Origin of the sequence: Chlorobium sp. (genome assembly GCF_036528655.1) — a bacterium.
GTDB lineage: Bacteria > Bacteroidota > Chlorobiia > Chlorobiales > Chlorobiaceae > Chlorobium.
The window spans coordinates 46,437-68,731 of sequence record NZ_JAIGND010000019.1; the positions used below are offsets into that span (position 1 = coordinate 46,437).

A 22,295-nucleotide genomic window follows, 5' to 3' on the forward strand; every position below is an offset into this window, starting at 1 on the left:
ATCCCGCCAGGGATGTTTCGTGCAGGGAGTTGCAGGATGGTACCGGTATCAGCGGATTTTCCGGTCGAGATAGCGTTGCAGGTAGGTGAAACCCAGATCTTTTGCCGAACGCAGGATATCGATGCCGATAGACCCCATCGCGCTTCTGACGGACGACGACGGCTGTAGGGGCTGTGCGGCTGTTGCCGTCCGGATTTTACGGGACGAGGGCTTCAGCGCCCTGCCGATCATGAAGCCTACGGCCAGAACCGCGCCGGCGGTTTCAAAAGGATGCTTTCTGACGATTTCTTCCGGAGAAAGTTCGGTCTGCAGATCCTCTTTCAACTGTCGAGCCCTGTCCCTTATCTGCTCCTCCTTTTCGGCGATGGTATTCTGAAGATCTTCTATACGGGCCTGTATGCCGTCAAGCGTGTCATTTGTAGTCATGTGCGGAAAGAAGAAGTTTCTGTATAAGGTTGGGCAGTATATCCGGTCTGATTCTGAAGAAAAAGAAAAAACACGAAATAAAAACGAGGCTTACCAGCAGGTACCCGATGAACATATGGCCGGTCAGTTCGCCAAGCAGCAAGGCTACTGTCGTAATCAGGTATGCCAGGCCGATCAGCAGCACGACAACGAGCATGACCATGGATGCCGCGACAGAAATTTTTTTTGTCAGATCTATCTTGACCAGCTCGATTTTCGCCTCGATGATCGCCGCAACATCCTCGAAGGTGGAGGTGATGCTCTCTTCTATCAGCTTAGGTATACCGGGCTGTTTTGATTCAGGCGCGCCGCCACCTCTGTTTTTCAGCATCTGGCGAATCATGATTATAAAGGAAAAAATAGGACAGCGTTCAATGCCGCCGTTTCAGGATAAAACCAAGCAGTGTTCCTGCACCCAGTGTATAGAGCATGGCAGGAACAGGATTTTCCCTGATATAGGTTTTCACTTTTGCCGCAGTCTGTTTCAACTGCTCGTACTGTTCGCTCTCCATGAACGAAGTGACTGCATCGGAAACCGTGCTGCCAAGCTCCCTGACCTGCTCAGGTATGGTTGAGTCGGCATGTTGTGTATCCTGTTCGGGTTCGCTGCTGCTGTGTATGACGACCGGGACTTCCTGTTCCATAACGGGTTGAATTGGTGTTGAGCCGAATTTTCTGTAATAACAACAATAAGCAATATAAGGACATTATGCCGAAACAACATAGGGTATTCCGACTCAGGAAATAACCCTCCCACCGTCCACATTGATCACCTCTCCGGTTATGTAATCGCTCTCCATGAGGAAGAGGATCGTCCTGACAATATCGAGAGGGTCTCCCGCCCTTCCGAGCGGGATTTTCTCCAGCAGCCGTTCTTCCGGCTCGTTTTCGCGCGACGGATAGCTGCTGATGGTACCTGGCGCAACCGAGTTAACGAGAATGACGGGAGCGAACTCGCGGGCAAAAATTTTCGTGAGGTGCTGGACGCCGGCTTTCGAGACCGTGTACGGCGCATAGCTTTTCCACACCAGACCGGCGGAAATATCGGTCATGGAGATCATGCGCGATACGAATGGCTGTTTCATCATGATCCGCGCGGCCTCCTGCATGGTGAAAAAGGTGCCCTTCAGATTGGTGCCGACAAGGTTGTCCCACTCCTTTTCCGTTATGTCCGGAAGCCTGGTGGGGTAGAAGTTCGACGCACTGGCGATCAGGAGGTCGAGCCGGTCGTACAGCTCCCGGAACCTTTCGAATGCCGCGGCGATTTCCGACGGATTCGAAATATCGCACTGCACCATCTCCGATTCAGGACTCACCCACTTCAGCCGTTCAAGCGTTTCCCTCGCTTTTTCTTCGGCGTGATGCCATGTAAAGAATATCGTGTAGCCCTGCCCGGCAACAGAAAGCGCTATTTCGCTGCCAAGTTTGCCGGACGCGCCGGTCATAAAACAAACCCTTCTGCCGGAAGTCTTCATGGCTGTTTCCGTTAGATTCAATCCGTTCAAACAGTTAACAGCAGGGGCTGGTAAAAAGTTGAAAGAGCTTCAATGGAGTCTTCTGAACGAAGATGCTTTTATGGCGGCAAAAAGCGTCGATCCTACGGTAATGTCGAGTTCCTCGGCTGCGGAACGCACGATTTCAGCCACGAATGTCTCGCCGTTTACTTCCAGCACTACGCCTATCCGCCCGTCGGAGCTGAACAGTTCGCTGACGCTGCATTCCAGAAGATTCCTTGCACTGATGGCTTCAGGGTGCTGCTTGAAGAGAATGATGTCGCGCGATGAAAGTTCGAAAATCGATGCGCCTTTCTGTTTTCCATCCGAGATCAGCAGGTTTCCGGATCCCCAGCGGTAGGAGTAAAGGCCGTTGACCACATAAGGGTCCCGCAGGTGCAGCAGGTTAATATAACCCGACTGGCTGAGCGCCATCCGGTTTCGGGCGAGCTGATCGGCAGTGGTCTCCTCGCTTACCCCGCCGTCCTGCAGGACGAGGATGCTGTCGGTCATCAGCTGCATTTCAAGCACGGAGTGCGAAATAAAGAGATAGGGAATAGCGAATTCCCTGCTCAGGGTGCAGAGGTACGGTATGATCTGGAACCGAAGGGAATCGTCGAGCGCCGAAAGCGGTTCGTCGAGCAGCAGCAGTCGCGGATTCGAGAGTACGGCCCGGCCGAGCGCCACCCGTTGCTTTTCTCCCCCCGAAAGACGGTTTACGCCGCGCTGAAGCAGGGGGCCGAGCTGCAGGGCGTCGATGATCGCATCAGGAGTGATCCGACGGCTTATATCGGGACACCGTTTGTAGCCATAGAGCAGGTTGGCCTTTACGCCCAGATGCGGGAAAAGCATGGCATGCTGAAATACTATGGCTATCCGCCGTTTTTCCGGCGGCAGACAGATACCCCTTTCGCTGCTGAAAAGCGTTTCGTCGTCGAGCGCTATTTCTCCCCTGTCAGGAGTGAGCATGCCTGAAAGCAGGTGCACCAGCGTGGACTTGCCACTGCCGGATTTCCCGAAAAGACCGGTGCGTAATCCCTGTATTCCGGCTGCGGCCCTGAGGGTGAATCGCCCTTGAGTCTTTTCAACATCGAACCGTAGTTTCACGACACCTCCCTGCGGCTGAGGTTTCGGCTGAGCATTTCATGCAGAAAAAGCACGGAAACCGAGATGATCACCGCGACGATGCAGAGCGAGAGCGCCATCATAGTGCTCGAAGGAGAGCTTGCGTAATCATATATGGCCAGAGGAATGGTCTGTGTCAGGCCTGGAATGTTTCCCGCCACGATGATGGTTGCGCCGAACTCCCCGAGGCTGCGCGCAAACATCAGCGAGGAGCCGGCAAGGACTCCCCTGAGCGAGAGCGGCAGAATGACGGTGAAAAGCGTATCGTACCAGTGGGCTCCGAGACTGCGGGAGGCTTCTATCAGCTGACGGTCGATAGATTCCATGCCGATCCTTATCGAACGAACAAGCAGGGGGAATCCCACGAATGCCGATGCGATCACGGCGGCTTTCCAGGTAAAGACGACCTGTATGCTCAAAGCTTCGAGCATCCGGCCCAGGAATCCGTTCCTGCCGAGCAGGAGCAGCAGTATATAACCGATAACGACCGGGGGAAGGGTAAGCGGAAGATTGACGAGTACCTCCAGCAGCATCTTGCCCCTGAACGAACGGAACACCATCAGCCAAGCGGTTGCGAACCCCAGAGGCAGCGACAGAATCGTTGCCGTCAGCGCCACCTTCAGCGAGAGCAGGATGGCCTGTATGTCTTCGGGTGTGAGCGACAACATTGCTGATCGTTTTTTTCAGGAGAGTTACAGGATGAAACCGTATTTCTTCAGCACCGATCCGGCTTCACGACTCTTGAGATAGGTGAAGAACTCCTTCGCATCGCTGTTCGTTGCGGCTTTTGCTGTCAGGGCTATCGGGTAGACCACCTCGGGATAGAGCTTCTGCGGTACGGTGAAGAGCAGTTTCGTTTTTTTGCCCTGCAGCGCATCGGTGCGGTAGACGAAGGAGCCGTCAACCTCGCCCAGCTCCGCATACATCAGGCACTCGCGCACATCCTTGGCCATTACCAGCTTGCCCTGAAGCTGCTGCTCCAGACCCGCATTTTTGATGGCGGTTTGTGCATATTCTCCGGCCGGAACGCTTTTAGGGCTTCCGATGCCGATCTTGTCGAGTCTGGCAAGATCGTTCATACCGGTTACTTTTATGCCTGTCGATCCGGTGAACACAAGGGTGTTTCTTGCAAAGTTTCCGATACTCTTCTCTTGGACGAGCTTTTTTTCTTTCAGGTGATTCATCCATTTGATGTTTGCCGAAATGAACAGGTCTGCGGGAGCCCCGTTCTCGATCTGGCCGGCCAGAGCGCCCGAAGCGCCAAAATTTTTCACGAACACGGTCCCGGGATGAGCTTTTTCATACTTCGCAGTGAGTTCATTGATCACCTCCTTAAGGCTTGCGGCAACGGAGAGTTTCACTTCTCCGGCTATTGCAGGCATAGAACCCAGCAACATAAGAAGCAGTATGAAGGCGGAGTGCCTGAGAGTATTTTTCATCATAGTATCCGGTGTTACGGGATTGTTTCAGGAATTATCTGTTTGTTGAGAAAACTGTCTGGCTGGTTGCGAATCCGTATTTTTTCAGGACTTTTTTCGCCTCTATGCCCTGAAGGTATTCATGAAATGAGATTGCTTCAGGATTCGATATGCCTTTTATCGTCAGGGCCATCGGAAAGACAATTTCAGGGTACAGATTCTGTGGTACGGTAAACAGCGTCCTTGACTGCCTGGCAAGAAGCGCATCGCTTAGAAAGACGAACGAACCGTCGACTTCGCCCATCTCGGCATACATCAGGCTTTCACGCACATCGCGAGCCATGACAAGCTTCCCTTTGAGTTTCTTGTCAAGTCCCGCCTCATGAATGGCCGCTATTGCATATTCACCCGCAGGGACACTCTTCGGACTGCCGAGGCCTATTTTGTCGAGATAAGCCAGATCTTGCATTCCGGTAACCTTTTTTCTTGTCCTTCCGGTAAAAACCAGCGAATTATTTGCGAATATCCTGATGCTTTTTATGTCGACAAGATGCTTTTCTTTTACATAATCCATCCATTTGGTGTTAGCGGCAATGAACAGATCTGTCACCGCACCGTTTTCTATCTGTCCGGCAAGAACGCCGGATGGTGCGTAATTTTTTGAAAAACGAGTTTCCGGATGTATTTTTTCGTACCTGTCTGTCAATTCGTTGAGAACGTCTTTCAATCCGACGCCTGCGGCAATTCTTACCTCTCCAGCTATAACAGGATTCACTATCAGCAGAAAGAACAGTAGAAGCGGGGCTATTCTTGTTATGAAACGCCATGTGTTTGCCATTGTTGACAAAAATGCTGAGTTGCTGCTGCTGTTCATCTGTTTCTTCATGCCCGGACGGTTGCCTGTATATCGGCAGGCTTGCCGAAATAGACCGACGAGAGTACGAGGATATCAACGCCGGTAGCGCTGTATGCTGCAGCATTCTCTGCGTTGATGCCTCCAGCCGCCGAAAGCTTCACGCCAGGGAACTCGCGGTGTATTTCACCAGCGAGAATGGCGAGCTCGTCTGCCGGCATTTTGTCAACCTGCACCACGTCGGCTCCGGCGGCGGCGATTTTCAGCGCCTCTTCGGCCGTATCGGCTTCGACGATCACCCGGTTTTCAGGCGCCGAGGCTTTAAGTCGGGCAAGTCCGTCGAGGAACCGGTCGAGACCGCCGAGAAATGCTGTATGCTGGCGAAACACGAGAATGGTTTCCGAAAGTCCAAGCCGGTGGGGGAGCGCTCCTCCCGCCATGATGGACTTGATCGCCACTTTCTTCGTGCCGGGAAACGACTTCCGGGTGGTGACCACCGAGATGCCGGGATTGGACGATCGTGCTGCCTGCACCACTTTGGCGGTTCGGGTGGCTATGCCCGAAGCGTATTCCAGAAGGTTCAGAGCCACCTTCCAGCCCGCATGCAGGCTTGCCGCGCTTCCCGATGCAGCAAGGAACGTCGTTCCGGATTCCACCTCCGTGCCGCTTGGCAGGATCGACAGCACCGTCGCTCCGCACCTCTCCAGTACCCTTGCCGCCTCCTCTGTGCACGAGAGCACAGTGTGATGCCGGCTCGTAAAGGTAATGGTTCCCTGTTTGCCGCCGATGCCGAGCAGCGAGGTGGTGAGATCCCCGTACGGCACGTCCTCTTCGATGAAGCGTTCGATATCGCTGTCCTGCAACCGATAAAGCATACTCGTTTTGTTATTTCGTTATATCGTTACGGTTATTCCGCCCTTCAGAAAAATGCCGCTTTCAGGTGCCTCATGGCGAAAGCGGCTTATGATCTGTGACCGGCAGCCTCTTTTTCCTTCGTTACTGGCCCGTGAGGGATTCCTCTTCCGTTCTTTCGATTATGAGGTTATTATAATAAAAATATAAGGAAAATAAAATATAAAACCTGAATAAATAAGGCGAGTTGTTGGTTGTGTCGGCAATATTCCTACGTTCCTGTTGAAAGATGTCCTGCAGTCATGTCTTCAGGACAAACTTTTGCGATAGATATGCGTTATGCAGTCATAAATATAACGAATTGCCTGAAAACAATAAAACATCCGGGAGGTTGCATGCCATAAACACTTTCCTGAAGACCCTGTCGAGCTTGAAGCCAATAAAAAAGCAGACTGGCCCTTGAGCACGGCAAAGAGATGCTGCAGCAGGCCCGCCTCCGCACGTCGAAACTCTGCGCAGGGGAGATCTCAACCCTGCTGCGGCACGGCAGCCTTCCGGAAACGGTTCTCGAACTGCAGCATGAAAGTCGCCTGCTCGTGATGGAGCGCCAGGGAGAAAGCTCATGAAAACGCCCCGGAAAGCATAGGCAGCCATATCGAAAACGCTTGGTTCGCGCCATGCACCGGCCGATTCTTGTGGTGATGCCGCGCTCCGTTTTTCCCCTTCTGCTGCAAGCCTTTCAATTTAACGGTTCCGTAACCGGTCCGTAACAATTCCTCAACACTTCCTTCCGTATCTTGGTTTGCATATATAACCATACAGTGATATATGCGCTCTCGGTCTGTCAGGTATTACGGTTTAACTCATTAAACAGGTATTCCATCATGGTCATAAAACGTTTCTGGAAGAGCGCCGTTATGGCGTGCGCTTTCGCCGGCATCGCTACCGGTGCGGTCGAAGCGCGTGAACAGGTCAGGATCGTCGGTTCAAGCACCGTGTTTCCTTTTGCGAGTTATGTTGCCGAAGAGTTCGGCAAGACGACGAAGTTCGCCACTCCTGTAATCGAGTCTACCGGTTCCGGCGGGGGTCACAAACTGTTCGGCGAAGGCGACGGCCTGGCCACGCCGGATATCACCAACTCGTCGAGAAGAATGAAGAAGTCTGAGTTCGAGCGTGCGCAGCAGAACGGGGTGAAAACCATACACGAAATGGTGATAGGTTATGACGGTATCGTCGTCGCCAACGCGAAATCCGCCCCTGCCCTGAAGCTCACCCGCAAGGATCTTTTCATGGCCCTTGCCGAAGAGGTTCCGGTGAAAGGCTCGCTCGTAAAGAATCCATACAAGATGTGGAACCAGGTCAACCCTGCACTTCCGAAGCAGAAGATTCTCGTTTACGGACCTCCTACCAGTTCCGGCACCAGGGACGCATTCGACGAAATGGTGATGGAAACCGCCTCGAAAAAGATGACGGAGTACGGCGCCGCTGCCGGCAAGTACAAGAAGATCCGTCAGGACGGCATCTACGTGCCTTCCGGCGAGAATGACAACCTGATCGTGCAGCGTATCGTGAAAGACAGGAATGCCGTCGGCGTGTTCGGCTACAGCTTCCTCGAAGAGAATGCCGACAGGATCAAGGGCGCAACCGTGGACGGGGTGGCTCCGCTTCCGGCAAACATCACCAGCGGCAAGTATCCTGTTTCGAGAGACCTTTTTTTCTATGTGAAAGGTTCGCATCTGACACAGGTCAAGGGGCTGAAAGAGTATGTCGATCTGTTCCTGAGTGAAAAGATGATCGGCGAATACGGATACCTTAAGAAAATCGGGCTCATTCCTCTTTCCAAGGCACAGCGGGATGCTGTTCGCGCCAACTGGACCTCGAAAAAAGTGCTGACTGCGGCATCGCTCGACTAAGAAAAACCATTGCGCGCCGTTTCCTGCCCGGATAGCCGGCAGGGGCGTTGTGCAAATCATTCACGGAGTTCAGGTTTGCTTGACAGTACACTTGTTTACGGTTTTCTTGCCGGCCTGCTGCCCCTGTCCTGGATTGCATACAGGATAGGGCGCGGCAAGGCGGCAGGGTTCGAGAAAACGGCTGCGCTGCATTCACGCCCCGAAATGCACGGTTGGTATGTCGTTGCGACGACGGCGCTCCCTTCGATGCTGGCTCTTCTGATTTCTCTCCTGCTGCATGCGTCAAAGATCCGGGAGGTACCTTCTACCGTACTGATTGCGGCGCTGTTTGTGCTGACTGCCGGCGGATTCTATCTCGGCGTACGCGCTCTCAGTCCGACCCTTCGGGCAAGAAATCGCGTGGAGACGCTGGCAGAGTGGCTGCTCATCGCCGCATCGTTTGTTTCCATTCTCACCACGGTGGGCATTGTACTCTCGATCGTGTTCGAGGCGGTTCACTTCTTTCAGCTTGTCGGCTTCTGGAATTTCCTGACCGGAACAAGCTGGAACCCCGATACGGCATTTCTCGAAGGCGCTGGTCGAAGCGGCGAGGAGAGCGCGAAGCCTGAATTCGGCTCTGTGCCGGTTTTTGCAGGCACCTTTCTCATTACCTTTATCGCATTGGCGGTTGCCGTGCCGATAGGGCTGTTTTCGGCGATATACCTTTCTGAATATGCATCCTACTCATTCCGGCAGATTGTAAAACCGGTGCTCGAGATCCTTGCGGGTATACCCACGGTCGTCTACGGGTTTTTTGCCGCCATAACCGTCAGCCCCCTCATTGTCGAAATTGTCGGGTTTTTCGGTGCCGAGGCATCCTATACCAATGCGCTTTCGCCGGGCATCGTTATGGGCATCATGATCATTCCTCTGGTTTCTTCGCTTTCCGACGATGTTATCAACTCGGTTCCCCAGAGCCTTCGCGAAGGGTCGCTCGCTCTCGGCATGACGGTTTCGGAAACCGCAAAAAAAGTGATCCTTCCGGCGGCGCTTCCCGGTATCGTAGCGGCCGTGCTGCTTGCGATGTCACGTGCCATAGGCGAAACCATGATCGTCGTTATGGCTGCCGGACTCGATGCGAACCTCACGCTCAACCCTCTTGAAGGCGTTACTACCGTGACGGTGCGTATTGTCGATTCCCTGACGGGAGATCAGGAATTCGATTCTCCGGCCACGCTTTCGGCATATGGCCTCGGTTTCGTTTTGCTTGTGGTGACGCTTGTGCTCAATGTGGTGTCGAGCGTGGTTGTGCGTCGCTTCCGTGAACGTTACGAGTAACAGTCAAAAAAAGAGACAATGGAGAGTTCTGTTATAAATGAGCGGAGGAAACAGAAAAGGCTTGCCAGAGAGCGCAGGTTCCGCTTCTACGGTATTTCAGCCATTGTGCTTGCCATTTCCTTTCTGGTGTTTTTTTTTACCGATATCATCCGGAAAGGCTACAAGGCCTTCGCCGTGACGGAAATCCGCTCGGAAATCGTCTATTCCGGGGATGCCATGGAGATTCCGCAGCTTGCCTTCCAGGAAGACGTCCGTGAATTCGTGAGCTACAGCGTTGCGAGAATGATCCCTTCGGACCTTGAGCGTGATCCCTCGCTTATGGGAAAAAGCGTCGTGAAATGGGTCACGGCTTCCGACGAGGTCGATCAGTATGCGAAAGGGAGCGTGACGCGGCTTGACCAAGACGAACAGCGCATGATCGATGACCTGAAGCGGCAGGGACGCTTGCGGCTCTCGTTCAATACGCAGTTCTTTGCCGGCGGGGATTCAAAACTTGCTGAAGTGGCAGGCATTTTTTCGGCCGTGGTCGGCAGCCTTTATGTGATTGCGCTGACCGTGCTGTTTTCCGTGCCGATCGGGGTGATGTCGGCTCTCTACCTTCAGGAATTTGCCCCGGATAACTTTCTGACCCGGTTGATAGAGGTCAATATCAGCAATCTGGCGGCCATACCGTCAATCATTTTCGGTCTGCTCGGCCTGTCGATCTTCATTAATTTCTTCGGCGTGCCGCGTTCATCCGCGCTGGCCGGAGGTCTTACGCTGGCACTGATGACCCTGCCGGTCATCATCATCAGCACAAGAGCGTCGCTTGGTGCGGTACCCGATTCAATCAGGCACGGCGCCTATGCCGTAGGCACATCGAAACTCCAGATGGTGCTTCATCATCTGCTGCCGCTTTCCATGCCGGGCATCACGACAGGCACCATCATCGGCGTGGCCAGGGCTCTGGGCGAAACAGCCCCGCTGCTTATTGTCGGCATGATGGCTTATATCCCGGATGTTCCCTCAGGAATCACCGAAGCTGCGACCGTGCTTCCCGCGCAGATCTACACCTGGTCGTCAGCATCCCAGCGGGCCTTCGTCGAAAAAACGGCAGCAGGAATCATGGTGCTGCTTGTCGTGATGCTGCTCCTGAACGCAACAGCGATCTGGCTGAGAAGAAAATATGAAATCAAGTGGTAGCCAAGTCTGCCTCAATGTACTTGCGGAGAACACAATGGATGTAAAAAACAAGATGGTTGCCGAGTCGATGAGTTTTTACTACGGCGATTTCCAGGCATTGAAGAATATTTCGCTTGCCTTTCCTGAAAACCGGGTGACGGCGCTGATCGGTCCGTCCGGATGCGGCAAAAGCACCTTTCTGCGCTGCCTGAACCGGATGAACGATCTCATTCCGAAAACCCGCATGAGCGGGAGGATCATGCTCGGAGAGATGAATATCCACGATCCGAAAATCGATGTAGTCGATCTGCGCAAGAAAATCGGGATGGTCTTTCAGAAACCCAATCCCTTTCCGAAATCGATCTACGAGAACATCGCCTATGCACCGCGCATTCACGGCATCGTGCGAAGCCGTCAGCAGACCGATGCCATTGTAGAGGATTCGCTGCAGAAAGCCGGACTCTGGAACGAGGTGAAAGATCGTCTGAACGATCTCGGAACCGCCCTTTCGGGAGGCCAGCAGCAGCGTCTGTGCATTGCCCGGGCAATTGCCATGCAGCCCGACGTGCTGCTCATGGACGAACCGGCTTCGGCTCTCGATCCACTCGCAACGCAGAAAATCGAAGATCTCGTGCTCGAACTGAAAAAGAAGTTTACCATCATCATCGTCACGCACAACATGCAGCAGGCATCGAGGGCATCTGATTATACGGCATTTTTTTATCTCGGCGATCTCGTCGAATTCGGCAGGACAGAGCAGATTTTCACGAAGCCGCATGAGAAACAGACAGAAGATTACATCACCGGGCGTTTCGGATGAAACAGCCTGTTCTTTTCAAGAACCCCAAATACCATGAGCTATGTCCCAACGTCCCGTGCATGAACTGATCAGGGAACTCTCAGATACGCTTGTTCTGCTGGCTTCACATGTTCGACTGAACCTGCTTCTTGCGCTCGAAGCCCTTAAAGAGGATGACAGCGAAAAAGCCCGCAGGGTTAAAAACGTCGATTACCAGGTAGACGAAGCCGAAGTCCGTCTTGAATCGCAATGCCTGTCGTTCCTTGCGCTGCAGCAACCGGTCGCAAGAGATTTGCGTACCATAGTGGCGATCATGAAAATCAATGACTATATGGCCCGAATCGGCGATCTGGCCGTACATGTCGTCGAGCGGGTGGCCGATATAGACAGTTACCAGTATCAGCAATACGATCTGGAGAACGTCGGTGCGAAAGTGGCTGAAATGCTGCAATCAGCCATCGAAGCCTTTTCATCGAAGGATACCTCCGTGGCTGCCAGGGTGTTCGTCATGGAAGAGGAGATCGATTACATGCACCGGACAATTGTACGTAACGTCATGGCGGAAATGAAAGTCTCTTCCGACCATATCGAGCAACTGATAGCGGTACTGAGCGTCTCCCGCTACCTTGAGCGGATTGCCGATCATGCCACGAAAACAGCACGGGAAGTGGTCTATCTCGTGACTGGCCAAACAGCGCCGCGACAGCGCGAAAGCTCCTACGAGAAGCTTTTCGAGTCGCTGCGTAATTGATGCTGTTGACCTGATTAACGGTACCGGTTTACCAACGTTCTATCATTTACAGTAATGGAAAAGAAAAAAAACGTGCTCTTTCTCTGTACCGGCAATTCGGCGCGCAGCCAGATGGCCGAAGGATTGCTCCGCCATATCGCCGGCGACCGTTTCGAGGTCATGAGCGCCGGGCTCGATCCCAAAGACGAGGTGCATCCCCTTGCCGTAGAGGTCATGCGGGAAATCGGCATCGAAATCGGCGACCAGAAGCCCAAAACGGTTGAGGTTTTTCTTGGCAGGGTGCCCGTGAATTATCTCATCGTCGTGTGCAACAGGGCGCAGGCGACCTGCCCGCGCATCTGGCCGGGCCTGATGGACGGCAACCGGTATTACTGGCCGGTAGACGATCCCGTGGAGGCAGCTGGCGGCGTTGAAGAACAGCTTGCGGTATTCCGCACGGTCAGGGACGAGCTTCAGCAGAAACTGATCGAATGGACAGTCGAGGTTGCCCGGTAAGCGGGCAACCTGAACCGCTATAGCTGCAGCCTGCATGTATCGTTTACGGCAGGAGCTGCAATGCGTCTTCGAGCGCCCCGATCAGGTCGTCCGGATGTTCCAGACCGATGGAGAGCCGTATCAGATCGTCCGGAAGGCCTCCGGAATGGCGCTGTTCTTCAGATAACTGGCTGTGCGAGGTGCTGGCCGGGTGAAGAATAAGGCTTTTCGCGTCTCCGACGTTGGCAAGGTGCGAAAAGAGGTCGATTGAATCGATCAGCCTGACGGCAGCATCGTATCCTCCTTTCAGGCCGAATACCACCATGCCGCCGAAGCCGTTTTTCAGCGCTTTCGCCGCCGCTTCGTGGGACGGGTCGCTCTGAAGGCCCGGATAACGAACCCATGCAACTTTCGGATGGTTCTGCAGGTAGGCTGCCACTTTCAGAGCGTTCTCGCAATGCCGTGCCATCCGCACATGCAGGGTTTCAAGTCCCTGCAGAAATATCCACGCATTGTCGGGCGAAATGCACGAGCCGAGATTCCGCAGCGGTACCGTACGAACCCGCAGGGCAAAAGCGACAGGGGCGAGCGGTTCGGGAAGATCGAGCGCCCACCGCAGACCGTGATAGTTGGCATCGGGTTCCGTGAAGAGCGGGTGGCGGCCTTTCGACCAGTCGAACCGTCCTGCATCGGTAATGCTCCCTCCGATGGCGGTACCATGCCCGCCGATCCATTTCGACAGCGAATTCACCACGATGTCCGCCCCGAGTTCGATTGAGTTCAGCAGCCAGGGGGTCGTGAAGGTCGCATCGACGATCAGCGGAAGTCCGTTGCGGTGCGCGACATCGGCGACAGCCCGCACGTCTGTGTAGTCGAGCGCAGGATTGCCGATGGTTTCGATGAAGAGCGCCCTGGTCTTTGGCGTGATGGCCTGCTGGAAGTTTTCCGGGTCCCCTGGATCGACGAAGTTCACCTTAATGCCGAGTTTCGGCAGGATGGCGTCAAACTGCGTATAGGTTCCTCCGTAGAGGTTGCTGGCGGCGACGATCTCGTCTCCCGCTTCGGCAAGGGTGATGATGGCATAAAAGATGGCCGACGTTCCGGATGCGAGCGCAACCGAGGCGGCCCCGCCTTCAAGCTCCGTTATGCGACGTTCAAGGATATCGGTGGTAGGATTCATGAGTCGGGTATAGATATTGCCGAGCTCTTTCAGGGCAAAAAGGTTAGACGCATGTTCCGTATCCCTGAAAAGATACGATGTCGTCCTGTAGACCGGCACTCCGCGGGAGAGGGTGTCATCGACCGGCTGGCCGGCATGCAGGGCAAGGGTTTCGAAACGGTAGGGTTTGTTCTGTTTCATGGCGTTGTCTTTTATTGCTGTTGTTAAGAGGAAGGCGAGGTTCATTTTCCGAAAAGCCTGTAGCGCTGCAGGTTGAACTGGTAGTACAGGAAGCAGCCGAAGCAGAACCCTCCGAGCGCCACGGCGGCCGCAATCCCCACGATGCCGGAAAGCACCCATCCCGCCAGCGGCGCATCGAGCAGGAAAGCAAGCTGCGCCGCGCCGAGCAGAATTGCGGCTATGGCGTTATTGAAGCGCATCAGTTGCGGGCTTTCCACAGGCGCGCCCTCTGTTTTCCCGGCAAGCAGGCGCGAGCCGATAATATAGATCAGGCTTGCACGCCTGCCGAAAAGCACTGCCGGCAGGATGATGAAGAAAAGCACGGTAACGAAGACGGGCTGCTGCAAAGCGATCGCTCCGATAACGCCGGCAAGCAGCACGGCGCGGTTAAGCTTGACGATGGGCAGCGGGATAGCCTGGCTGTTTGTTTCCGGGGTATGAACGGACATGGTAGTACTGGTTTTTAAGCGTTTTTCTGGAAATAAAAAAAGCCGGTTCTGGCACTCTGAACCGGCTTTCTGGAGACACACCCCGAATATGAAACATGCTGTTTACATCCGCGATTTTCTCTTTTTTGTGCCGGCAGGTGGTATTTTGCCATAACGACAACCGCCGCACATTATTCTGGTTTCGCGATGTTTCATGTTCCTATTCGGGTTTTTGCTTCTTAACAATCGTTAATATAGGCATCTTTTTTCATCTATGCAAATAGATTGATTATAAACCCATAATGTCAACCTTTATCATGAAGCTGATACGTCTCAAGCAACTGATGTTTGTTTTGCCTCATAAGTTCGGTCGCAAAATAAAAACGGCGTCGTTCTTCGAAGCATAAGAACGGCGCCGTTTTTGGCTGAAGATGCGGTCAATACCGCTTGTTAAAGACTTACATCATTATTGGCCAACAGGCTTGCCGTCTTGATGGCTTCGTCCGGCTTGCCGGTGTACTTTCTCACGCCAACCTTCGTGCCCTTGTACCAGGGGATGGTTGTTTTCGGATCGGTGTACGACGAGATCAGCGGGTTCAGCGATCCCTTCGCATGGTACATAATGCCGAAGATCAGGCCAGGCTTCGTGGCGTCGTTCACGTACACAAGCGCAGTGCTCGATCCTTCCTCGTTGAAAACATCCACCATATCGCCGCTTTTTACTGCCAGTCGGCCTGCATCCTCGGGATGGATTTCCACATAGGGAAGAGGAAGCGTAAAGTATTTTTCGGGAATCCTCCGGTCATGATACATGGTCTGCCACACATGCTGCGAGCGTCCGGTGGTGAACCAGAACGGATATTTCGGATTGTTCTGGTATTTTGACACTTCGGCAGGGTATCCGGTCCACGCATCGGTTCCGTACCACTTGAAGAGCCCGTCCTTCGACGCGAAACTGTGCGTATAGCGGCGCTTTGTGCCAAACAGCTTGCCTGTCGAAGGGTCGCGGCGTACCGGGGTCTGGATGCCTTCGTTGCCGAGTTTGCGGAGCATGTCGTGGGTCACTCCAACGTAGCACTCCGGGGAAAGTTTCGCTTCGTCGGTTTCGGCAACCTTGTTGTCGCCGAATTCTGCAGCCCCGTCTTCAAATACCTCTGCATCGCTTTTCCAATCCATGCCACTGAACCGTTGAGCCATCTCCTTGTTGCCGTCGGCTTCATAGAGCGCCTTGATGCGGTTTCCGATCCGGGCGAGGATCTGCCAGTCGGGCAGCGCTTCTCCTGGAGCGTCCATGAATTTATCGTAAATGCGCAGGAGACGGCTGTGACAGTTTATCGATGTTTCGGCAGCTTCGCCCCACCCTGCTGCAGGCAGGATCATCATGGCATCTGCAGCTGTGTGCGTCATGTAGATATCCTGCACGATCATGAACAGACCACCGGTTTTCTCGAAGGCTTCGAGCACTTTATCTGCGTAGGCTTTCGGTTCCGTCGGCACGCCGCCGTTATCGAGATAGTCGAGCAGGGTGTCTGCACGTTTTTTTACCGTTTTTTTGAATAACTGGCTGTTCGGCGTCGAGAGGTAGGGATCGGTAGCGCCTACCCAGTAGATTTTTCCGCCTCCTCCGGTGATGTACTTGTCGACGTTTTTGGGAGGTCCTCCGGCATAGACAGAACCTGGAGTGGGGGCAGGAGGTCTTACATATCCTTCCTGGTGGCCGCCGAGCCTGCCGCATCCGGTGCCGACTCTTCCAACGTTGTGCCCCAGCACGTTAAGCTGGGCGATTGCAGCAACCTGGTCGTAGTTTTTCATGTTCCAGATGATGCCCTTTTCATAGAGTGTCAGGGTGCGGCGCTTGAAGCCTCCCGCCTTTGGTTTGGAAATCCACTCTGCAGCCTGCAGCATCTGGGCTTTCGGGACGCCGGTGATCCGTTCGGCTTCGGTAAGCACCGAGGTAAGCGGTTTCGCTGCCTGCAGCGACTTCTGCTTGTACTCCTCGAAGGTTTGCATGTCGGTGCGTTTCTGGAGGAACTCCTTGTCGTACCAACTGTTTTCCCAGATGATCCGGGCTATGGCGTTGGCCAGAATCCAGTCGGTGCCGAGGTTGGGCCGGATGTGCAGCACACGGTCGGCGGCAATGTCCTGGCTGATTGTCACCGTTGCAGTTTTTCGGGGGTCGATGATGACGACAACTCCCTCTGCCGCCGGTTCGCCTGATTCGTATGCGGATGTTTTTTCCTCCACCGAGCCGCCCTGCAGGTTCGGCATGATGTGCTCGGTGTAGAGAATGGTGGCGGTTTCATAAGCATTCGCGCCCCAGAGCACAACCGTGTCGGCAAGCCGGGCGTCATCGACGTCGTAGTTCAGCTCGTGCATGCCCCGTTCACGCGTACCCCATGTTTCGGAGTTGTACGCCGGGCGGTTGTGGATCGAAAGGTAGCTGGTTTTTACGCCGCTGAGGAAGAATTTTCCCGCCGACCAGTTGTCCTCGAAACCAAGGCCGGAACTGCCGTGGTCCCAGAACTTCATGGCGATGCTGTCGGCGCCGTACTTGTCGATGGAGCTTTTCGTAAGGGTTGCGATGATCTCGACGGCGTCATCCCACGAAATGGGCACGAAACCGTTCTCCCTGCGTATCAGGGGATCTTTAAGTCTTTTTTTTGTATACCCGTCAGGATTGTAAGCCGTCAGCGCATTGGTGCCTCCCCGGATGGAGTAGTCTCCCTTGTTTATTCTCGACTCCTTGGCAGGCACGATGGCGAGATTGTACTTTCTGCCGTTTTTGCGGGTTATGACGTTATACATGGTCTCCGTATAGGAAAAGCCCGACATGAGCCTGCCCTGTTTCGACAGATCGATACCGAATGCGTTCGAGGTTGCCGATCCGCTTTTGCCCTCGGGCCACACGTAGACGTTGTAACCGCAACCCGCGCTGCAGTACTGGCAGACCGTGGTATACTTTTCCGCATCGCCGGGTGGAATGGGAAGTTCATCCTTTCTCTTGAAGAGTGCCATATAGAGTTCTCCTTAGCTTACTTTGAGGTTGCCGATTCTGCCGTAAATGAGTCCCTGAACGCCTTCCGCGAAGATATCGCCGGAAGCAGGGTCCTCGCGCAGCACGATTTGCGGAATCCACTGCGAGGCGAGTCCCTGGTAGGACTGCCCGTTGCGGTTCACGTCGAACATCGAGTAGTGGCACTTGCAGACAAGTCGACCCTTGCTGTAGGTTGTGGGACATCCCATGTGCGTGCAGAGGGTGGAGAACGCTACGATATCCTTCTGAGAGCCGATGCCGTCGACAGCTTCGGAGCTGGTTTTCACCAGCACGCAGGGCGACTGCTCATCGGGAAAGTTGAAGCTAACCGGTTCATTCGGCTTGAGGGTTTTGCTGTTGCCGATTTTCTTCGAGGGATACGTAACCACATCGCTCTTCTGGTTCGGGTTCTTGCACCCGGCCATGAAGAGAAGCGCTGTGGCCGTGGATGACTGAAGAAACTTTCTGCGGGACAGAATTTTCATTGATGCCTCCTTTTTATGCGTAACAATTGTTAATAATTTTTTGACACAAAAATAGTATGACGCTTAAACGTCAATCCCATATGGTTGAACAACCGGTACAAAAGAGAAGCACTATGTAAAAAGCCCTGCAGAAGTGCAGAGTGGAACGGTTCAGGTGAGGATGTTTGCCGAACCATTATATAATCCAATAGTTATATAATGGATATCTGTGAATTCTGCAAGAGTACAGAATGAAAAAAAGCCGGGAGTACCGGCTTTTTCTGAATAATGTAAAATGCTCTGATGGTCAGACTTCCATGATCTCTTTCTCTTTCTGAGCAATCAGATCAGAAAGCTGCTTCTCGAACTTGTGCAAAAGGTCGTCGGCCTCCTTTTTGCCGCGGTTTTTGTCGTCCTCTCCGATGGCCTTCTCTTTTTCGAGTTTTTCGATTTCGTGGATCATGTCACGGCGCAGGTTGCGCAGCGAGACTTTCGAATCCTCCCCGAATTTGCGGGTAAGCTTGACGAACTCCTTTCTGCGTTCTTCGGTAAGCGGAGGAATTGCTACCCTGATATTCTGGCCGTCAGCGGCCGGATTCAGGCCGAGATTTGCGTCGCGAATGGCTTTTTCGGCTGCCGAAACCATCGACTTGTCCCATACCTGCACGATCAGGGTATGCACGTCCATGACGCCTATGTTGCCGACCTGCTTGAGCGGCATGAGCTGGCCGTAAGCTTCCACCTTGACTCTGTCGAGCAGGGCCGTGGTGGCTTTTCCTGTGCGTATCGAAGCGATTTCATGCTGAAAGGCTTCGATGGTTTTCTTCATTTTCGGCTCTATCTTCTGTGCGACATCTTTGACACTCATAGCGGTTCCCTTGTAGGTTTATGCTGACGGATGCCCTCAGTTGGCCTTTGCCTGTGCTGCTGCGGATTTCGCGAACCGTTTGTTGAAGCGTTCGACGCGTCCTGCGGTATCGACCAGCACCTGTTTTCCGGTGTAGAAAGGATGGCAGTTGTTGCAGATGTCAACCTTGATGGTATTGCGGGTTGAACGGGTATCGAATGCGTTGCCGCAGTTGGCGCAGTTTACGGTAACTTTCGTATACTTTGGGTGAATATCCTGTTTCATGTTGATTTCAGTGCTTTCTCGTGCAGAAAATTGATTTGACCTGCAATAAAATAATAAGGTTGCTAATATACAAGAAATACTATCGAGATACAACTGCTTTCCTATGGCCGGACTCACTCCACTGACGGCATTGAAGGGCGTTGGACCGAAAAAAGCCGCCATTCTCGCTGCCGAAGGAATCGCTTCGCCCGAAGAGCTGTTCGATTATTTTCCGCGCCGCTATCTCGACCGCCGCACGATATGTTCTATAGGGAGCCTTCGCACCGGCGAAAGCACGACGGTTGTCGGCAGGGTCGTGCAGGCCCGGCAGGAAGGGACGGGGCCCGGCAGAATGCGATTCAAGGCAGTGCTCGATGACGGATCCGGCAGAATAGAGCTGACCTGGTTCAAAGGGGTGCGATACTTCGCTTCCAGCCTCAAACCCGGCGACGAGCTTGCCGTGCATGGCAAAGTCGGTTTTTTCGGCAGCCAGGCGCAGATGCAGCATCCCGATTACGAGCACCTTTCGGGAAATGCCGCGGAAGGGAGGTCAGATTATGAACTGTTCCATACCGGCGGAATCATTCCGTTGTATACCACCACCGCGGCAATGAAACAGGGGGGACTCGGATCCCGCCAGTTGCGTACCATTATTGCCGGGGCTTTCAGCCGGTACGCGCCGGGCGGGAGGGAGAACCTTCCCGAAAGCATGCTTCGGGAGTACGCTCTCATGCCGCTTGCCGATGCCTACCGCGAAATACATTTTCCGGCTTCTCCGGAGCGGCTCGAAGCCGCCCGGAACCGGATGAAATGGACGGAACTGTTCTACACGCAACTGCTGTTTGCCTTGAGGCACGCGCACCTCGAACGCAACAGCAGCGCGCCGCGGTTGACCCATTCCGGCCCGATTGCCGGACGTTTTTACGAAACATTGCCGTTCGACCTCACCGATGCGCAGAAGCGGGTGATCCGCGAAATCTATCGCGACCTTCGGCGCGACAGGCCCATGAACCGCCTTTTGCAGGGCGATGTAGGATCGGGCAAAACCATGGTAGCGCTTTTTTCGATGGCGCTTGCCGCCGATAACGGACTGCAGTCGGCCTTCATGGCCCCGACGGAAATCCTTGCCGTGCAGCACTACCTCTCCCTGAAGCGTTCACTGCATCCGCTGGGCATCGAAGCGGCCCTGCTGGCCGGTCGGCAGCCGAAACGCGAACGGCAGGAGGCGCTTGCCGCTCTGGCTGACGGTCGGGCAACGGTGGCCGTCGGCACGCACGCCATGATCGAAGACGCCGTTTCGTTCTCACGCCTCGGACTCGTGATCATCGACGAACAGCACCGTTTCGGCGTGTTGCAGCGCAAGGCGCTCCAGGACAAGGCCGGAAGCCCGCACGTGCTGCTGATGACCGCCACCCCGATTCCGAGAACGCTTACCATGGCTGGCTTCGGCGACCTCGACGTTTCCGTTATCGATGCCATGCCGGCAGGCAGGTTGCCGGTAGAGACCCATCTGGTGGCGGAGTCGTCGAAAAACCGGGTTTACGATGTTCTTCATCGCGAGGTGCGATCTGGTCGGCAGGCGTATATTGTCTACCCGCTGGTCGAGGGATCGGAAAAAATCGATCTCCGATCGGCAGTGGAAGGGTACGAAGAGCTTTCGTCGGGCGTATTCAGCGGCTTGCGCCTCGGCCTGATACACGGGCAGTTGAGCCAGGGAGAGAAAGATTCGGTTATGGAGCGGTTCAGGACAGGAGATCTCGATCTGCTGGTCGGCACGACGGTCATCGAGGTGGGGGTAGATGTGCCGAATGCCACGGTGATGGTGATAGAACATGCCGAGAGGTTCGGTCTTGCCCAGCTCCATCAGCTCAGGGGCCGCGTGGGGCGGGGCAAACACGCATCGATCTGCTTTCTCGTCTACGCATCGCTTGCCGGAGAGGCAGGGGAGAGGCTGAAGGCAATGGCATCGACTTCCGACGGCTTCAGGATTTCGGAGATCGACGCGGAAATCCGCGGCGCCGGCAACGTGCTCGGCAGGGAGCAGGCGGGTATGGTGAGCGGTCTGAAACTCGCCGATCCGGTTCGCGACGTCCGGCTGATGGAGCCGGCCCGCCGTGCGGCATTTGCGCTTGCAGGGGATGATCCAGAGCTGAGAAAACCGGAACATGCCATGGTGCGGAGCTGGTATATGCGTCACTATCACGCACGGAGCACACTTGCCGATATCGGCTGAACAATGAGTAACAAGGGATAATCTGTCGGGTTGATGAAAGAAAAAAAAACAAATGCCTTATATTGCATGGGTCGCGTTACCGGCACGTCCGGGGCGGCATATATCGTTATTGCCGATGACGGACGGACGTTTCGCTGCCGGAGTTTTCCCGGTACCGGGAGCGGCAACCCCGATGCTTCGCTGGTTGCCGTTGGCGACCTTGTAGAGGTGCAGGATACCCCGAGCGGCACCGAAGCCCATCAGGGGATCATCATGCACGTCGAGCCGAGGACAAGTGCACTCGTGCGAAAGCGCGATCCCAGGCGGAACCGGAGCCGCGAAAAACAACAGGTAATCGCATCCAACATCGAACTGCTGGTGCCGGTGGTTTCGGCATACGAGCCGCCGCTGACCACCCGGCTTATCGATCGCTATCTGGTTTTCGCCGAATCCGAGCAGCTTCCCGTTCTCATTGTGGTGAACAAAATGGAACTCGACCGGGATGGTCAGGTTCGCCGGATGATGGCCGTTTATCATGATCTCGGCTACAGCGTCTGTTATGTCAGCGTTTACGATAAAAGCGGCATAGCCGAACTTGTGCAGGCTCTCGAAGGCAGGATCTCGGCCTTCAGCGGCCATTCGGGTGTGGGCAAATCAAGCCTGATCAATCTCCTGACCGGATGCGACCTGAAAACATCCAGAACCAGTTACAAAACCCGCAAGGGCGTGCATACCACGAGCAACGCCACCATGCATCCGCTGCCGGGAGGCGGATACGTTATCGATACTCCCGGCATCAGAGAGTTCAGCCTTGCAGACATTACACGGGAGAATCTGCGGTTTTACTTCAGGGAGTTTCTGCAGTTCATGCCGGAGTGCGGTTTTTCATCCTGCACCCATACCGTAGAACCGCAGTGCGCTGTAAGAAATGCGGCCGAAAAGGGACTGATCGATGCCGGACGGTACGAGAGCTATCGGATACTTTTCGATGCGCTCGAAGAGGTCGAGTGAGCACATTTTCCTGGA

The 22,295-nt window shown here is 54.3% G+C and carries 24 protein-coding genes; 9 read left to right on the plus strand and 15 right to left on the minus strand.

What is annotated here, in order from left to right:
* Window positions 1-48: 48 nt before the first annotated feature.
* The 9 genes from K4305_RS05710 to modD all read right to left on the minus strand — a co-directional run bounded on the left by K4305_RS05710 (window position 49) and on the right by modD (window position 6,229).
* Window positions 49-426, minus strand: coding sequence for a hypothetical protein (locus K4305_RS05710; RefSeq protein WP_331561431.1), 378 nt, complete (start codon window positions 424-426; stop codon window positions 49-51).
* The gene (locus K4305_RS05715; RefSeq protein WP_331561432.1) at window positions 413-796 is read right to left on the minus strand and encodes a phage holin family protein; all 384 of its coding nucleotides are present in this window, start codon (window positions 794-796) and stop codon (window positions 413-415) included. Before K4305_RS05715 ends, K4305_RS05710 begins: the two co-directional genes overlap by 14 nt.
* A gap of 40 nt (window positions 797-836) precedes the next feature.
* Window positions 837-1,109 (minus strand): DUF883 family protein, encoded by a 273-nt coding sequence (locus K4305_RS05720; RefSeq protein WP_331561433.1) that lies wholly within the window; start codon window positions 1,107-1,109, stop codon window positions 837-839.
* Between the two features lie 93 nt (window positions 1,110-1,202).
* Window positions 1,203-1,940 carry an SDR family NAD(P)-dependent oxidoreductase gene (locus K4305_RS05725; RefSeq protein ID WP_331561434.1) on the minus strand — a complete coding sequence of 246 codons (738 nt, stop codon included), beginning with the start codon at window positions 1,938-1,940 and terminating at the stop codon, window positions 1,203-1,205.
* 69 nt (window positions 1,941-2,009) lie between these two features.
* The gene (modC, locus tag K4305_RS05730; RefSeq protein WP_331561435.1) at window positions 2,010-3,065 is read right to left on the minus strand and encodes a molybdenum ABC transporter ATP-binding protein; all 1,056 of its coding nucleotides are present in this window, start codon (window positions 3,063-3,065) and stop codon (window positions 2,010-2,012) included.
* Complete coding sequence (modB, locus tag K4305_RS05735; protein ID WP_331561464.1) at window positions 3,062-3,748, minus strand: molybdate ABC transporter permease subunit; 687 nt, start codon at window positions 3,746-3,748, stop codon at window positions 3,062-3,064. Before modB ends, modC begins: the two co-directional genes overlap by 4 nt.
* Before the next feature lie 27 nt (window positions 3,749-3,775).
* Entirely contained in the window at window positions 3,776-4,522 is a 747-nt protein-coding gene (gene modA, locus K4305_RS05740; RefSeq protein WP_331561465.1) for a molybdate ABC transporter substrate-binding protein, read from the minus strand.
* Window positions 4,523-4,556: 34 nt separating this feature from the next.
* Window positions 4,557-5,339 carry a molybdate ABC transporter substrate-binding protein gene (gene modA, locus K4305_RS05745; protein ID WP_331561436.1) on the minus strand — a complete coding sequence of 261 codons (783 nt, stop codon included), beginning with the start codon at window positions 5,337-5,339 and terminating at the stop codon, window positions 4,557-4,559.
* Between the two features lie 44 nt (window positions 5,340-5,383).
* The gene (gene modD, locus K4305_RS05750; RefSeq protein WP_331561437.1) at window positions 5,384-6,229 is read right to left on the minus strand and encodes a ModD protein; all 846 of its coding nucleotides are present in this window, start codon (window positions 6,227-6,229) and stop codon (window positions 5,384-5,386) included.
* A gap of 453 nt (window positions 6,230-6,682) precedes the next feature.
* Between modD and K4305_RS05755 the strand changes: the two genes are divergently transcribed.
* From K4305_RS05755 to K4305_RS05785, 7 genes are all read left to right on the plus strand, one after another.
* Window positions 6,683-6,832 (plus strand): hypothetical protein, encoded by a 150-nt coding sequence (locus K4305_RS05755; RefSeq protein ID WP_331561438.1) that lies wholly within the window; start codon window positions 6,683-6,685, stop codon window positions 6,830-6,832.
* Window positions 6,833-7,090: 258 nt separating this feature from the next.
* Window positions 7,091-8,119, plus strand: coding sequence for a PstS family phosphate ABC transporter substrate-binding protein (locus K4305_RS05760; RefSeq protein ID WP_331561439.1), 1,029 nt, complete (start codon window positions 7,091-7,093; stop codon window positions 8,117-8,119).
* A gap of 75 nt (window positions 8,120-8,194) precedes the next feature.
* Entirely contained in the window at window positions 8,195-9,436 is a 1,242-nt protein-coding gene (gene pstC, locus K4305_RS05765; RefSeq protein WP_331561440.1) for a phosphate ABC transporter permease subunit PstC, read from the plus strand.
* A gap of 18 nt (window positions 9,437-9,454) precedes the next feature.
* A complete protein-coding gene (gene pstA / locus K4305_RS05770; RefSeq protein WP_331561441.1) occupies window positions 9,455-10,618 on the plus strand; it encodes a phosphate ABC transporter permease PstA in 1,164 nt (387 codons plus the stop codon).
* A 34-nt stretch (window positions 10,619-10,652) separates the two neighbouring features.
* A complete protein-coding gene (gene pstB, locus K4305_RS05775) occupies window positions 10,653-11,417 on the plus strand; it encodes a phosphate ABC transporter ATP-binding protein PstB (RefSeq protein WP_331561442.1) in 765 nt (254 codons plus the stop codon).
* A 40-nt stretch (window positions 11,418-11,457) separates the two neighbouring features.
* On the plus strand, window positions 11,458-12,147 hold the full coding sequence (gene phoU / locus K4305_RS05780; protein ID WP_331561443.1) for a phosphate signaling complex protein PhoU: 690 nt from the start codon (window positions 11,458-11,460) through the stop codon (window positions 12,145-12,147).
* A 54-nt stretch (window positions 12,148-12,201) separates the two neighbouring features.
* Complete coding sequence (locus K4305_RS05785) at window positions 12,202-12,642, plus strand: arsenate reductase ArsC (protein ID WP_331561444.1); 441 nt, start codon at window positions 12,202-12,204, stop codon at window positions 12,640-12,642.
* A gap of 43 nt (window positions 12,643-12,685) precedes the next feature.
* Here K4305_RS05785 and K4305_RS05790 read toward each other — a convergent pair whose 3' ends face one another.
* The 6 genes from K4305_RS05790 to rpmE all read right to left on the minus strand — a co-directional run bounded on the left by K4305_RS05790 (window position 12,686) and on the right by rpmE (window position 19,078).
* Window positions 12,686-13,981 (minus strand): O-acetylhomoserine aminocarboxypropyltransferase/cysteine synthase family protein, encoded by a 1,296-nt coding sequence (locus K4305_RS05790; RefSeq protein ID WP_331561445.1) that lies wholly within the window; start codon window positions 13,979-13,981, stop codon window positions 12,686-12,688.
* Window positions 13,982-14,022: 41 nt separating this feature from the next.
* A complete protein-coding gene (locus tag K4305_RS05795) occupies window positions 14,023-14,469 on the minus strand; it encodes a DUF4395 domain-containing protein (RefSeq protein WP_331561446.1) in 447 nt (148 codons plus the stop codon).
* A gap of 429 nt (window positions 14,470-14,898) precedes the next feature.
* Window positions 14,899-17,463: an arsenate reductase (azurin) large subunit gene (locus K4305_RS05800; RefSeq protein ID WP_331561447.1), complete on the minus strand. Its 2,565-nt coding sequence runs from the start codon at window positions 17,461-17,463 to the stop codon at window positions 14,899-14,901.
* A 12-nt stretch (window positions 17,464-17,475) separates the two neighbouring features.
* Window positions 17,476-17,967 carry an arsenate reductase (azurin) small subunit gene (locus tag K4305_RS05805; protein WP_331561448.1) on the minus strand — a complete coding sequence of 164 codons (492 nt, stop codon included), beginning with the start codon at window positions 17,965-17,967 and terminating at the stop codon, window positions 17,476-17,478.
* Between the two features lie 286 nt (window positions 17,968-18,253).
* Window positions 18,254-18,814, minus strand: coding sequence for a ribosome recycling factor (frr, locus tag K4305_RS05810; protein ID WP_331561449.1), 561 nt, complete (start codon window positions 18,812-18,814; stop codon window positions 18,254-18,256).
* A gap of 36 nt (window positions 18,815-18,850) precedes the next feature.
* A complete protein-coding gene (gene rpmE, locus K4305_RS05815; protein ID WP_331561450.1) occupies window positions 18,851-19,078 on the minus strand; it encodes a 50S ribosomal protein L31 in 228 nt (75 codons plus the stop codon).
* Between the two features lie 103 nt (window positions 19,079-19,181).
* Here rpmE and recG point away from each other — a divergent pair, with 103 nt between their 5' ends.
* Together recG and rsgA are read left to right on the plus strand one after the other, a co-directional pair.
* Window positions 19,182-21,290, plus strand: coding sequence for an ATP-dependent DNA helicase RecG (gene recG / locus K4305_RS05820; RefSeq protein WP_331561451.1), 2,109 nt, complete (start codon window positions 19,182-19,184; stop codon window positions 21,288-21,290).
* 66 nt (window positions 21,291-21,356) lie between these two features.
* A complete protein-coding gene (gene rsgA / locus K4305_RS05825; protein ID WP_331561452.1) occupies window positions 21,357-22,280 on the plus strand; it encodes a ribosome small subunit-dependent GTPase A in 924 nt (307 codons plus the stop codon).
* The last annotated feature ends 15 nt before the right edge of the window (window positions 22,281-22,295 follow it).